This is a genomic window from Aeromicrobium marinum DSM 15272, assembly GCF_000160775.2.
In the GTDB taxonomy this organism is placed as follows: Bacteria; Actinomycetota; Actinomycetes; order Propionibacteriales; family Nocardioidaceae; genus Aeromicrobium; species Aeromicrobium marinum.
This window is the reverse complement of sequence record NZ_CM001024.1, coordinates 364407-378098: the sequence shown is the minus strand read 5'-3', so window position 1 is coordinate 378098 and position 13692 is coordinate 364407. Positions and strand designations below refer to the sequence as shown.

Genomic DNA, 13692 nt, shown 5'->3' with positions numbered 1-13692 from the left:
CGGACACCAGGTCAGTCCTGCACGTCGAGGTGGATGACGCCGTAGTCGAATCCCTTGCGGCGGTACACGACGCTGGGCATCATCGAGTCCTTCTCCATGAACAGGTAGAAGTCGTGCCCGACCAGCTCCATCTCGTAGAGAGCCTGGTCGAGGGTCATCGAATGGGTCTGGTGCGTCTTCTCGCGCACCACCAACGGGCCGTCGCCCTGCACGTCGAGCGGTCCGACCTTGCGCGAGAGGCCGGCATCGTCGTCGGCCGGGGCCTCCTCGACCTCGGGGACGACCGCCGTGGCCTGCGCGAGCGACATCGGGGCGTGCTGGCCGTGGTGGATGCGCTGCCGGTCCGCGGCCTTGCGCAGACGGGACTCCAGCTTGTCGACGACGGCGTCGAGGGCGGAGTGCTGGTCGGTGGAGCAGGCCTCGGCCCGCACGACCGGACCACGGGAACGGACGGTGAGCTCGATCCGCGCGGCGGTGTCGTGCTGACGAGGGTTCTTCTCGTGCGTGACCTCGACCTCGATGCGGTTGATGCGGTGACGTGCGTCGTACTTCTCGATCCGCTGCAGCTTGTCCTCGACGTGGCTCCTGAACCGCTCCGAGATCTCACTGTTCCGACCCTTGACGACAATTTCCATGACCAGTCCTCCTGCAGTTGGGTGGATGAGAATGCGTGCACGTCGTACCGACGACCGTAGACCGACGGGGGGGCAAAGAGAAGGGCTTGGTGCAAGTTCGCCGGTCAGCGCGGGGGCGGGGTCTGCGCGACGACGGCAACCCCCCCGGACCGGGCGGCCCGCGGCGGCCAGCGCTCGCACGGCCTCGGACGCCGTGGCGCCGGTCGTCACGATGTCGTCGACCACGACCAGGTCGTGGTCGGCCGGGATGCGGCGGGGCAGCGCGACGAACGCTCCTCGCACGTTGGCCTGCCGGTCGCTCGCACCGAGACCTCGCTGGTCGAGGGTGTGCCGACGCCGGCGCAGGCACGGGGCGGCCACGACCTCGACCCCGGTGCGTCGCAGCTCGGTGGCTGCGAGCCGGGTGAGGTCGAGCACGAGGTCCCCGCCACGGCGCCGCACGTGGGCCGGGTCCGTCGGCACCGGCACCAGCGCCAGTGGCCGGCCGGGGTCGACGTGCAGACAGGCGGCGGACGCGAGGGCCGCCGCCCAGGGCCGGAGCAGGGCGAACCGTCCCTGTTCCTTCCACCCGACCAGCAGGCGCGCGACCACCTCGGTGTTGACCAGCGCAGCGGTCACCGGTGGTCCCGTCACCAGCGCGACCGGCGCCGGGTCGACCGGACCGGGGGTCGGTCGCGCCCGCACGGCGCACGGGCGGCACCAGGTGAGCGCCGGACGGTCGCACCCCGGGCAGGTCGCCCCGAGCACCAGGTCGGCGAGGTCGACCACGATCCTCCGCCCGACTCCCACCGGACCAGCGTCGCCGTCGCCGGGCCCCGCCGCCTGCTGCGACCGGGCGGCTGGGGGCTGCCGCCACCCTGTGGACGACCGCTCAGCGGCCGCTGCCCAGCGCGGTCACGTCGAGCAGGCCGAGCAAACGCCACGACCCACCGGCCCTCAGGTGCCACAGCCGGTCGCGGTCGTCGGTGACGTACCACGAGGGCGCGCTGCCGACGTCGATCGCGAGCCGGCGTGCCCCGACGTCCGGGAGCCGTGGGACCGCTCCGAACGCCCCTCCGACCGCCGGGGAGCCGTCGATCCTGGAGGTGAACACCTGTCGGCCGGCGGAGCTGTCGGCGAGGAAGGCCAAACTCGACGCGCCGGTCCACACCACGGCCGCCGGGGCGGCGGCGTCCGGAGCGACGACCCGTCCCGGCCCGATGCCGGTGACGCCGGATCGCTGGTCGCGCTGCACCAGACCCACCAGGACCTGCGGGGACTCCCCCGCGGTCGTGACCGCGTACCTCCGCGCCCCGGGGTCGAGGGCGAACGAGGTGACGGTTCCGAGCGGCGCGACCTGCACGTCGCGGACGGCCTCCGCCGTCACGAGCCGGATGCGCAGCGCACCGCCCGGCCGGTCGGCGACCCACAGCACCCCCGTGGGGTCCCACACCAGCGAGACCACGTCCTCGGCCGGCACCACGACCTCCGGATCGCCGGCGAAGGCGACGCCGATGTCGCCGCCGGCCGACACCGCGATGGCGTCCTCGGACACCGCCACCACCGTGGCGCCGCCCGCGTCGTCGCCCCGGGGTCCGGGGACGGGCTCCGCCGCGTCGTCGACCAGCCGCACGACCCGGCCGTCGACCACCGCGCCGGGGCGGCCGCGCGGTTCCGGCGGGTCGAAACGCAGCCAGGCGCCCAGGTCCTGGACGGAGCCCCCGCCGACGGCCAGCGGGCCGGTGGCGGTGATGATCCGCACCCCCTCGACCTCCGGCACCTGGGCCAGGGTCCGGACGACCTGCGCCGACCAGCGGTTGCGGATGCCGGCGTCGAGGGACGACCCGTCGACGTCGAACTCGACCTCGGCGACGCCCTCGGCATCGACCGTCACCGACGGCTGCCAGGCCTCCGGGTCGGGCAGGTAGGTCCTGAGCTCGCCGGCGAGGGCGGTGGGCGGACCGGCGGTGAGCGAGGCCATCAGTCCGGTGGCCAGCTGCTCCCCGACGGCCACGTGGACGGGGTCGGCCACCAGCTGGGCCCCGCGCGCGTCGAAGAAGAAGGAGTCGAAGACGCGGAAGTACGAGGCGAAGTAGGCGGCCGTCACCATCCGGCCGACCGGCGGGTTGGCGATGCGCCACTCCCCGTCGACCGGCTCGAGCACGAAGGTCTCCGTGACGTCCCGGTCGGTGCCGCGGTAGTGCCCGGTCTCGTCGAGCACGGCGTCCTCGCGGACCTCGACCTCGACGGCCACCGGGCGGCCGTCGTCGACCGTGACGGCAGGGACCGACGGAGGGCCCACCTCCGGCGCACGATAGATGCGGACCCCGGCGGACGACTGCCAGGCGTCGGCCGCGTCGGGGGTCAGGTATGCCGAGGCGGTCGCGGTCGACACGGGGTAGGCCAGCATGGCGTCGAGGAACCCCCGCACGACCTCCTGCGGCTCGGCGCCGGGCACCGGCGGGGCCGGGGCGTACCGCACGACCGCGTCGACCCGCGGCTCGTCGGGGCCGACCTGCTGGATCGGACCGCTGGTCGGCAGTCCGGCGCAGGCGCCGGCCGCCAGGAGCGCCACGAGGGCGAGCAACCGCCTCATCGTCCCTGCCCTCCGACGACCGGGGCGAGCTCCGACACCAGGGCGGGACGATCGGCCGACCCGCCCGCCTTGGGCAGGGTCAGGATGAACTCGGTGCCCTGCCCCGGTCGTGCCCACACGTGCAGGGTGCCACCGTGCAGGGTCGCGTCCTCGCGCGAGATCGGCAGGCCGAGGCCGGTGCCGCCGTGGGCGCGGGCGGGGTCGGCCCGCCAGAACCGGTCGAACACGCGAGCGGCCTCCTCGGCGCTGAGGCCGACCCCGAAGTCACGGATGCCCACCGACACGCACTCGTCGTTCTGGGCGACCCGCACCAGCAGCTCGTCGGAGCCGCTGTAGGTGGCGGCGTTGGCCGCCAGGTTCCGCAGGATCCGGTCGACCCGCCGCACGTCCGCGGCGACGACCGCCGGCGTGTGGACGCCCTCGAACCTCACCGAGATCGCCTTGCGTTGCACGATCGGGTGGTGCTCGACCAGGGCCGCCTCGTGCGCCACGTCGACGTCGTCGAGCTCCAGCTGGGCGGCGCCGGCGTCGAAGCGGGACAGGTCCAGCAGGTCCGACAGGAGGGTCTCGAACCGGTCCAGCTCACCCATCAACAGCTCGGCCGCCCGGGCTGTGCCCGGATCGAACCGCGACCGCGCCTCGAACAGCACCTCGCCGGCCATCTGGACGGTCGTCAGCGGCGTGCGCAGCTCGTGCGACACGTCGGACACGAACCGCTGCTGCAGGCGCGACAGGTTCTCCAGGCGCCGGATCTGGGTCTGCAGGCTCGACGCCATCTGGTTGAGCGAGGTGGACAGGCGGGCGATGTCGTCCTCGCCCCGGACGTGCATCCGCTCCTCGAGGTTGCCCGCCGCGAACCGCTCGGCGATCCGGCGGGCCAGTCGGACCGGGTCGAGCACCTGACGCGACACCAGCCCGGCGACGCCGCCGACCAGCAGCACCATGACGACGCCGCCCACCCCGAGGGCGTTGCGCACCAGGGCCAGGGTCGACTGCTGCTGCTCGAGGCTGAACACGTAGTACATGGCGTACTGGTCGCCGGTGGCCGGCGCCAGCAAGCGACTGCCGACCACGACCGACGGGGTGGTGCGGTCGGCCGCGGTGAGCTCGGAGTACCGCCAGTACACGCCCTCACCGCCGCGCACCGACCGGGCGAGGTCCTGGGGGACGGAGCCGGGCGAGACGGCTCCGGAGGACAGCACCGGAGCCGCCGACGCCCCCTCCGACAACGGGCCCTCGACGACGACCTGGCCCTGCTGGGGTGCGTCGCCGCGTACGGTGACCGAGCCGACCATCTGGGCGATGGTCTGCGAGGCGGCGCCCGGTTCGGTGTCCAGCGCCGCGTCGAGCTGCTCCTGGGCGCGGTCGAAACCGGTGCGGGCCTCCGCCACGGCGCTGACCCGCCGGTCCTCGGCCAGCCCCTCGGCGACGCTGCCCAGAAGGGCCCATCCGGTGAGGCCGATGGCCAGGGCGCTGAGCACCACGGTGCTGGCCACGACGCGCAGCTGGACCGACCGGCGCCAGGCGCCGACCAGTGCTCCCGCACCCCGCCGCACGGCGACCCGACCGGAGCCGCGGATCTTCACGGGGTCACGACTGGAGGGTCACGTCGGGGCGATCGCCTGGTACCCGACGCCGCGGACGGTGCGGATGACGCTGGGGTTGTCGGCATCGTCCTCGATCTTGGACCGCAGGCGGGTCATGTGGACGTTGACCAGCTTGGTGTCCCCCGGATGGTGGTAGCCCCACACCTTCTGCAGCAGGACCTCGCGGGTGAAGACCTGCTCCGGGGTGGCCAGCAGGCACGCGAGCAGGTCGAACTCCAGCGGCGTGAGCTCCAACGGCTCACCCTTGCGGGTCACGGTGTGCCCCACGGGGTCGAGCACGATGTCGCCGAACACCAGCGGTTCGCCCAGCTGGTCCGTCCGGCGCAGCCGGGCCTTGATGCGGGCGACCAGCTCGACGTTCTTGAACGGCTTGGTGAGGTAGTCGTCGGCACCGGCATCCAGACCGGCGACGACGTCCGGCGTGTCGGACTTCGCGGTCAGCATGATGATCGGGACCGACGAGGTGGCGCGGATCTGGCGACACACGCTCATGCCGTCCATGCCCGGGAGCATGAGGTCCAGCAGCACCAGGTCGGGCCGGAACGACTCGAACGCGGTCATGACCTTGTCGCCGGACCGGCACACCGCCGCGGTCAGCCCCTCCGCCTCCAGGACGATCGACAGCATCTCGGCGAGGGACGCGTCGTCGTCGACGACGAGCACCCGATCGCGCTTGGATCGTCGATAGCTCATGGAGTTCGGAGGGGCCGCCGTCGGACTCAGTAGCGGTAGAGGTCCGACTTGTACGGGCCGGCGACGTCGACGCCGAGGTACTCGGCCTGCTCCTTGGTGAGCTCGGTCAGCTCGACGCCGAGGGCCCCGAGGTGCAGGCGGGCGACCTCCTCGTCGAGGTGCTTGGGCAGCACGTGGACACCCAGCTCGTACTGGCTGGCCTTGGTGAACAGCTCGATCTGCGCGAGGACCTGGTTGGTGAAGGACGTCGACATGACGAACGACGGGTGACCCGTCGCGTTGCCCAGGTTGAGCAGGCGGCCCTCCGACAGCACGATGATCTTCTTGCCGTCGGGGAAGATCCACTGGTGGACCTGCGGCTTGATCTCGTCCTTGACGATGCCGGGGATCCGGGCCAGGCCGGCCATGTTGATCTCGTTGTCGAAGTGGCCGATGTTGCCCACGATGGCCTGGTGCTTCATCTTCTCGAAGTGGTCGACCGTGATGATGTCGAAGTTGCCGGTCGTGGTGATGAAGATGTCGGCGGTGTCGATGACCGACTCCAGGCGCTTGACCTCGTAGCCGTCCATGACCGCCTGCAGGGCGCAGATCGGGTCGATCTCGGTGACGATGACGCGCGCACCCTGGCCGCGGAGCGACTCGGCGGAGCCCTTGCCCACGTCGCCGTAGCCGCAGACGACCGCGACCTTGCCGCCGATCATGACGTCGGTGGCGCGATTGAGGCCGTCGATCAGCGAGTGGCGGCAGCCGTACTTGTTGTCGAACTTGCTCTTGGTGACCGAGTCGTTGACGTTGATCGCGGGGAAGAGCAGCGAGCCCTCCTTGAAGCGGTCGTACAGGCGCAGGACGCCGGTGGTGGTCTCCTCGGAGACGCCGCGGATGTCCTTCGCGAGGGTCGTCCAGTACTGCGGCTTCTCGGCGACCGAGCGGGCCAGCACCCGCAGCACCTCCTTGAACTCCTCGTTGTCGGTGGAGTCCTGCGGCGGGACGACGCCGGTCTTCTCGTACTCGACGCCGAGGTGCAGGAGCATCGTGATGTCGCCGCCGTCGTCGAGCAGCACGTTGGGGCCGCAGGCGGCGCCCTGGTCGTCGGTGAAGGCGAAGACCTTCTCGGCCTCGTCCCAGTACTCGGCGAGGGTCTCGCCCTTCCACGCGAAGACCGGGGTGCCCTTCGGGTCGGCGGCGGTGCCGTCACGGCCGACGACGACCGCGGCGGCCGCGTGGTCCTGGGTGGAGAAGATGTTGCAGGTCGCCCAGCGCACGTCGGCACCGAGCTCCACGAGGGTCTCGATCAGCACCGCGGTCTGGATCGTCATGTGCAGCGATCCGGCGATTCGGGCGCCGGCGAGCGGCTGCTGGGCGCCGAAGCGCTCGCGCATCATCATGAGGCCGGGCATCTCGTGCTCGGCGAGTTCGATTTCCTTGCGGCCGTACTCGGCGAGGGAGAGGTCAGCGACGTTGTAATCCATGCGCACCATCGTAACGGCGCACAGCGACGTCAGCGCGCCGGCCGGCCGAAAACTCGCCGCACGTGACGCGATCGTCAGAGCGTGCGTGCCTCGTCGACCAGCATGACCGGCACCCCGCCCCGCACGGCGTACGCCAGACCGCAGGCCTGGCAGACCAGCTCGGAGGCCTCCTCGTCGACGAACAGCGTGTCGCGGCACTGCGGACACACGAGGATCTCGAGGAGGGCCGGATCGAGGAACATGTCGTCAGCCTAGCGCCGCACGAGCGCCAGCACGTCGTCGCGGACCGAGGCCATGACGGCCTCGTCGTCACCCTCGACGTTCAGCCGGAGCAGCGGCTCGGTGTTGGAGGCGCGCACGTTGAACCACCACGTCGGGGCCGTGACGGTGAGCCCGTCGAGGCGGTCCTGGTCGTGCGCGGCGTAGGCCTCGGCGATCCGCTCCGTCACGACGGCCGCGTCGTCGACGGTGCTGTTGATCTCGCCGGACGCGGCGTACCGCGAGAACTGGTCCATCAGCTCCGACACCGGTCCCGACTGCTCGGCCAGGGCGCCCATGACGTGCAGCGCCGCGAGCATGCCGGAGTCGGCCAGGTAGAAGTCCCGGAAGTAGAAGTGACCCGAGTGCTCGCCGCCGAACACCGCGTCGGTCCGGGCCATCTCGGCCTTGATGAGCGAGTGACCGACGGGGGTCCGGACGGCCGTCCCCCCGTGCTCGGCGATGATCTCGGGGACGGCGCGCGAGCAGATGACGTTGTGGAGGATCGTGGCACCCGGCATCTGTACCAGGTGGCGCGAGGCGATCAGGGCGGTGATCGCCGACGGGGTCACCAGCTCGGCGCGCTCGTCGACCACGAAGCACCGGTCGGCGTCGCCGTCGAAGGCCAGCCCGAGGTCGGCCCCGTGCTCGCGGACGGCGGCCTGCAGGTCCACGAGCGTCGAGGAGTCGAGCGGGTTGGCGTCGTGGTTCGGAAAGGTGCCGTCGAGCTCGAAGTACAGGGGAACGACCTCCACGTCGATGCGGTCGAGCACCGCCCGGGCGGTGTGTCCGGCCATGCCGTTGCCGGCGTCGACCACGACCCGGAGGCGGCGACCGGCGACCGGGGCGAGCCCGACCAGCTGGTCGGCGTACGCCTGGAGGAAGTCGAGGCGCTCGGGCTCGGGTGCGGTGGTGAGGTCGACGGGGTCGTCGAGCAGTCCGCCCGCGACCTCGGCCATCGCTGCCAGCCCGGTCTCCAGGCCGATGGGACGGGCGCCCGCCCGGCACAGCTTCAGCCCGTTGTACCCGGCCGGGTTGTGGCTCGCGGTGATCATGACCCCCGGCAGGTCGAGCTGCCCGGACGCGGCGTAGAGCATGTCGGTGGAGGCCAGTCCGATCGACACGACCGACCCGCCGCGCGACGCGACCCCGGCGGCGAACGCGGCGGCGAACCCCGGGGACGTGTCCCGCATGTCGTGGCCCACCACGGCGCGGCCGCGGCCGTCACTGATGCCCACCTCGTCGGCGAACGCCGCGCCGAGCGCTGCGACGATCCCGTCGTCGAGCTGCTCAGGGGTCCGTCCGCGGACGTCGTAGGCCTTGGTCACGGCGGCGAGCCGAGGATGCATGGGGTTCCGTTCGTCGGGTGGGATCAGGCGTCTGCAGGAGGCTCGACCAGGCGAAGACCGGAGGGCGGCGCCGGGGTCGGGGGGCGGCGCCCGGCCTCCCGCACGGCATCGGCCAGGGCGGCCAGGTCGTCGTGCGAGGGCGCGGTGCCGGCCGGGTCGGGAGCCAGGCGGATGACGTTCCAGCCCTGCGGGACGGAGAGTCGGCCGGCATGGTCGGCGCACAGGTCGTAGGTGTGGGGCTCGGCCGAGGTGGCGAGGGGACCGAGCACGGCCACCTGGTCGGCGTAGACATAGGTCAGCGTCGAGACGGCGGACTGGGGGCACGCCGCGCGCGTGCAACGTCGAAGACCCACGCGGCGACATTACCCGGCCGGCCGGGCCCTGCGGACTAGGCTCGCGGCATGCCCGACCCGGACCGGCCGTCACCCCAGCGGCACCGCCGCTTCGTCGGGCCGGTCCTGCAGACGGTGGTGACCGGACCCCGTCCGGGCCGGATGCGTGACCGCCGGGGTCGCGGACGGCGGGGACCGATGGCGCTGCCGGGACCTCTGTCGCCCGACAGCGTCCCGGCCCACCACTCGCCCCGCGAGGCCTTCGACACCCTCGTCGCGTCGGTGCTGCACGCGCTCGAGCCGCACTTCGCGGTCGAGCGCGACGACGTGGACATCGTGGTGGAGGAGGCGCCCCTGCTGCCGCAGGAGTGGGACGAACGCGTTCCGACGAGTGTGGTCGCCCACCACCACGACCCGACCCGCCTCGTGCTCTACCGGTTGCCCATGGCGCAGGTCGCGATCACCCACGACGACCTGGCCGATCTGGTGTGGCGCACCGTGCTCGACGGCCTCGCCGAGATCTGGCACGTCCCGCCGGAGTCCCTGGACCCCCGAGGCTGACGGCTCAGAAGGCCGGACGCACCCGAGGACCGATCGCGGTGGTGGGCGCGGCGTCCAGCGGCACGACCGCGACGAGGTCACCCGACCGGTACACGGCTGATCCGCGGACGGGTCGTTCGGCGGTCGCCACCACGTAGGCGACCTCGCCGGTGAACAGGCCGGGTGCCGCCAGGTCGACCACCGCGACGGCGTCTGCAGCCGCGCTCGCGACCGTGGTGCCGAGGGAGGCGCCGGCCGCGTCGAAACCCTCGAAGGTCACCAGACTCGTGTCCGCGACCGCCGACAGCTGCACGACCGGTGGCACGGTCGAGGAGCCCAGCGCGACGGGGACGACCGTCGGTCCGGTCCACGTCGGGTCGGCCGTGGCGTACGCCAGGTCGACGGCCGTGGGGCTCATCCGCAGCGATGCGACGACCGGCTCGTCCGAGCGCACCCGCAGGACCGAGGCATCGGCACCGGCGGTGTCGGGGACGGGCACGACGACGAGCGCACCGGGCTCGACCGAGATCTCGGCGAGACCCTCGGGCACGAACGGACCGTCGGGACCGACGATCTCGATCTCGGCACGGGCCGACGACTCGCCCGGGTTGGCCACGAGCAGGGTGCGGCCACCGCCGGGCACCACCCCGGTCATGGTGATCGCCCGAGCGGGTCCCGGGACGGGTGCCATGACCTCCGATCCGGCCGGTCCGGTGGTCGAGGTGTCGATCACCGTGGCGGCCAGCGCACCGCGCTGCCGCACGACGCGCACGGCCAGCTCGGCCTCGCCCGCGGCGAGCTCGTCCAGCCGGATGCGGCGCATGGACCCCGGCTCGACCAGCAGGCCCGTGCTGTCGACGGCGTCGACGACCCCGCCCACGCCGAACAGCTCCACGTCGGCCACCGCGGGCACGTCGGACAGGTTGGTGAGCACCAGGGTGGAGACCCCCCGGGTGACCGCACCGGCTCCGACGAACCAGGCCTCGTCGACGATGCCCCCGCACGTGTCGACGGCCAGCCCGCCACCCTCGACCGCGTCCCCGCTCGCGGCGGCGAAGGCCACCCCGCCGGAGCCGTCGCCGTCCTGACGGACGACCACCGCATCGCCGCCGGGTGCCCCGACCTCCCACAGCGCCGGGTCACGCGGGGCCTCCGTGACGCCGTCGTCGGAGATGACGCTGACGGTGGTCTCGTCGCCGGGGCCCAGCTGTCCCGTGGCGACGTTCCACCCGCCCGTGGTGGGGCAGGCGTGCAGCACCTCGGTGATCGGCACCTCCAGCGGTGGGGACAACGACGGTCGGGGCCCGCCCGCGAGGACGGCGGCGAGGACGACCACCGCGAGCGCGAGCGGGACCGCCACGATCGGCAGGGTCGACCGCAGGCGGGACACTGCCGGACGGCTGATCCGGCGACGTGACGCCCCTGGCGTGCTCACGAGGCCTCCCGGACGTCGGCGTCGACCTCGGCCGGCGGCGGTTCCTCGCGACGCCGGACCGGCGCCGTCAGCAGGACCGCGACGATCCACAGGATGCTCTGGACCGACCCCACCGCGGTGCGGGTCCAGGTGCCCGGGCCGCCCGGATCGGCCACCGCGGCGTCGGTCTCGATCGTCCACACCCGCGAACCCGGCTGGTCACCTCCGGCGGGCGCCAGTGAGGGCACGGCGTCGATACGCGTCTCGACACCGGGATCGACCGCCGGCGCGTACACCGCGTCGACACCGGCCTCGACCAGGACGGCGACGTCCTCGGGGACCGGGGCGCTGAGCAGTCGCTCGAGCGCCGCCTCCACCGCACGGGACGTGTCGGTCCTGCGCGCCAACGCCTCCTCGCCCAGGGTCGGCCCGAGACCGTCCTCGACCCGGAAGGTCAGTCCGTCCTGCACCGTCCCGGTCACGACGAGGGTGGAGCCGTCCCGCTCGGCCAGGTAGGCCGGGACCACGCCGTACCGCGCGTCGGTCAGCGGGTCGTCGACCCCCCGCGCGAGCCACCAGGCTCCGGCACCGACCGGCAGCACCAGCGCGATGACGGCGATCACCGCCGTGAGCGTCGTGGGCAGGAACTCCAGCTCCTCGGCGGCCAGCAGACCGGCCACGAGCAGGGCTCCGACGCCCAGCGCCACCGGGACACCCAGCCACGGCGTGAAGCCGTCGGCACCGGACGCGGTGCCGTAGGTGACCTGGGACCCGACGGCGGCGACGACCCCGCACAACAACGCCAGACCCCAGGCCCAGCGGACCTGGTCACGTGTCAGTGGCGGCACCAGGGCGAGCAGCGCCAGCAGCACCGCGCCACCCGCGAGCCACCAGGGCATCCCCGACGGCATCCCGCCGGACAACGGCAGGCCCGCGTCCCACCACACGGTCCACGGACGGATCGCGCGCTGGACGACCCAGGGTCCGGTCAGCAGGAGGGACAGGCCGAGCGCGAGGGCGGCCGAACGGCGCACGGCGGCCGAGCCGGTGACGGCGACGAGCGCCAGACCGGACACCGCGATGACCAGGAACACGGGGGCGAAGGCCGTCGCCACGGCCGTCCACAACGCCCAGCGGAGCGCCGCCTGCCAGTGCGGCTCGGCCGTGAGCTGCAGCCCCACGTTGACCACGATCGGCGCGACCACCAGCGCGACCACGGGGCCGAGCCGACCCTCCGCGACGGCTCCGGTGCCGACGACCACCAGTCCGTAGGAGACCGCCGTGACGATCCGGGCGACCCGCAGGTCGCTCAGGAGGCGGACCAACCGGTGCATCGTGAGCGCCGCCAGGGGGGCGGCCAGGACCAGCAGCGCCCACACCAGGAGGTCCGGGGCGAACCACACCGGCACCGCGGCGAAGGCCAGCAGCAGGACGTAGGTCGGACCCCAGGCCGCCGTCGGCAACGGCAGGTCCGCCGACGGCGACAGCACGAGTCCCCACCAGCTGCCCGCGGTGTCGGGCGCCGGCAGCAGGGCGCCACCGTGCAGGGTGCCAGGGTCGAGCCCCCGCGCCGCGAACATCGACGCGACCACGAGCAGCAGGACCGTGACCAGCCAGGGTCGACGACGGGCCAGGGACGGCCCGGCCGGGAGGTCGAGGTCCTCGGGCAGGTCGTCCCCGAGCGTCGACCGGCGGCCGGTCGTCTCGGTCGTCTCCGGTCGCACGATCGCCCGGACGGCGTCGCGCAGTCCGTCCCACGCGTGCTGGTACGGCAACCACCACGGGGGGAACAGGTCGGCCAGCTCGGCGTGCGGCCGACCGGCGGAGCGTGCGCGACGGGCCGCCCGCAGGCGTCCCGGACGGCCGTAGACGTCCCGCACCGCGAGCAGCTCGTCGCCGGCCGACTCGGGGTCGCGGGACAGCAGGTGTCCCAGCACCCGCAGCAGGGATCCGAAGAACAGCCGGACGTACTGCCACGGGAACCGGCGCGGACTGGTGTTCGCCAGCACGACGTGCAGCAGGGCCCGACGGCGCTCCCACTGCGGTCGGTCGCCCGCCGTGGTGCGGCGGATGGCACGCCGGCTCGCCTCCGCGTGGAACACGACGGCGTCGGGCACCACCCGCACGCCGTGGCCGGCTCGGTTGGCACGCCAGCCCAGGTCCAGGTCGTCCCCGTGCAGCGGCAGGTCGGGGTCGAGACCGCCCAGCTCGTCCCACACGTCGCGGCGGACCAGCATGCCGGCGGTGTTGACGGCCAGCACGTCGCTGACCCGGTCGTGCTGGCCGGCGTCGGGCTCCCCGGGCTCGAGGCCCGTCTCCCGCGACGCGGTGCCGGTGACGGTGAGGCCGACCTCCAGCAGCCGGCGCAGCGACGGCCACTCGCGGATCTTCGGTCCGACGATGCCGGTGCGGTCGTCGCCCACCGCGGCGTCGAGCAGATGGGTGAGGGTCGTCGGGGTGACCGCCATGTCGTCGTGCAGGAGCCAGATCCAGTCGGTGCGGGGCAGGGCCGCCAGCGCCAGCCGCACCGCGTCGCCGAAGCCCGTGCCGGACGGGGCGTAGGTGATGCGGCCGGGTCCGAAGTGGTCGCGCAACAGCTCGGCCGAACCGTCGGTCGAACTGACGTCGACGGCGTGCCACACCGTGGGGGCCGTGCCGGAGCGCTCGAGCGAGGGCAGGACCTTCGGCAGCCATGCGGCGCCGTCGTGGGCCACCAGGACGGCCGCGACGCTCACGTCCGCGGGTCGCCGCGCGGAGGCTGCTGCGACGTCATCCATGGCCACCGACCCTACTGGACCGGTGGGTGCCGACGGACCGTCG

11 protein-coding genes are annotated in these 13692 nt (G+C 73.1%); 1 reads left to right on the top strand and 10 read right to left on the bottom strand.

Features of this window, described 5'->3' with window-relative positions:
* Nucleotides 1-11 precede the first annotated feature (11 nt).
* From hpf to HMPREF0063_RS01995, 8 genes are all read right to left on the bottom strand, one after another.
* A complete protein-coding gene (gene hpf / locus HMPREF0063_RS17260) occupies nt 12-1424 on the bottom strand; it encodes a ribosome hibernation-promoting factor, HPF/YfiA family (protein ID WP_007076978.1) in 1413 nt (470 codons plus the stop codon).
* A gap of 82 nt (nt 1425-1506) precedes the next feature.
* Complete coding sequence (locus tag HMPREF0063_RS02020; RefSeq protein WP_007076977.1) at nt 1507-3210, bottom strand: LpqB family beta-propeller domain-containing protein; 1704 nt, start codon at nt 3208-3210, stop codon at nt 1507-1509.
* Nucleotides 3207-4796, bottom strand: a complete 1590-nt coding sequence (gene mtrB / locus HMPREF0063_RS02015; RefSeq protein ID WP_007076976.1) for an MtrAB system histidine kinase MtrB — start codon at nt 4794-4796, stop codon at nt 3207-3209. Before mtrB ends, HMPREF0063_RS02020 begins: the two co-directional genes overlap by 4 nt.
* Nucleotides 4797-4814: 18 nt before the next feature.
* Nucleotides 4815-5510: an MtrAB system response regulator MtrA gene (mtrA, locus tag HMPREF0063_RS02010; protein WP_040320032.1), complete on the bottom strand. Its 696-nt coding sequence runs from the start codon at nt 5508-5510 to the stop codon at nt 4815-4817.
* A 26-nt stretch (nt 5511-5536) separates the two neighbouring features.
* The gene (gene ahcY / locus HMPREF0063_RS02005; RefSeq protein WP_040320031.1) at nt 5537-6979 is read right to left on the bottom strand and encodes an adenosylhomocysteinase; all 1443 of its coding nucleotides are present in this window, start codon (nt 6977-6979) and stop codon (nt 5537-5539) included.
* A 74-nt stretch (nt 6980-7053) separates the two neighbouring features.
* Nucleotides 7054-7221, bottom strand: coding sequence for a Trm112 family protein (locus tag HMPREF0063_RS16125; RefSeq protein ID WP_007076973.1), 168 nt, complete (start codon nt 7219-7221; stop codon nt 7054-7056).
* A 9-nt stretch (nt 7222-7230) separates the two neighbouring features.
* Nucleotides 7231-8586, bottom strand: a complete 1356-nt coding sequence (locus HMPREF0063_RS02000; RefSeq protein ID WP_007076972.1) for a phosphomannomutase/phosphoglucomutase — start codon at nt 8584-8586, stop codon at nt 7231-7233.
* A 23-nt stretch (nt 8587-8609) separates the two neighbouring features.
* A complete protein-coding gene (locus tag HMPREF0063_RS01995) occupies nt 8610-8939 on the bottom strand; it encodes a DUF3499 domain-containing protein (protein ID WP_007076971.1) in 330 nt (109 codons plus the stop codon).
* Between the two features lie 48 nt (nt 8940-8987).
* Between HMPREF0063_RS01995 and HMPREF0063_RS01990 the strand changes: the two genes are divergently transcribed.
* Nucleotides 8988-9479, top strand: a complete 492-nt coding sequence (locus tag HMPREF0063_RS01990) for a metallopeptidase family protein (RefSeq protein ID WP_050760883.1) — start codon at nt 8988-8990, stop codon at nt 9477-9479.
* Between the two features lie 4 nt (nt 9480-9483).
* Here the strand turns inward: HMPREF0063_RS01990 and HMPREF0063_RS01985 are convergent, their stop codons facing one another.
* Both HMPREF0063_RS01985 and HMPREF0063_RS01980 read right to left on the bottom strand, forming a co-directional pair.
* A complete protein-coding gene (locus HMPREF0063_RS01985; RefSeq protein WP_169309965.1) occupies nt 9484-10818 on the bottom strand; it encodes a DUF5719 family protein in 1335 nt (444 codons plus the stop codon).
* A gap of 71 nt (nt 10819-10889) precedes the next feature.
* Nucleotides 10890-13649 (bottom strand): glycosyltransferase family 2 protein, encoded by a 2760-nt coding sequence (locus HMPREF0063_RS01980; protein WP_007076968.1) that lies wholly within the window; start codon nt 13647-13649, stop codon nt 10890-10892.
* Nucleotides 13650-13692: the final 43 nt, after the last annotated feature.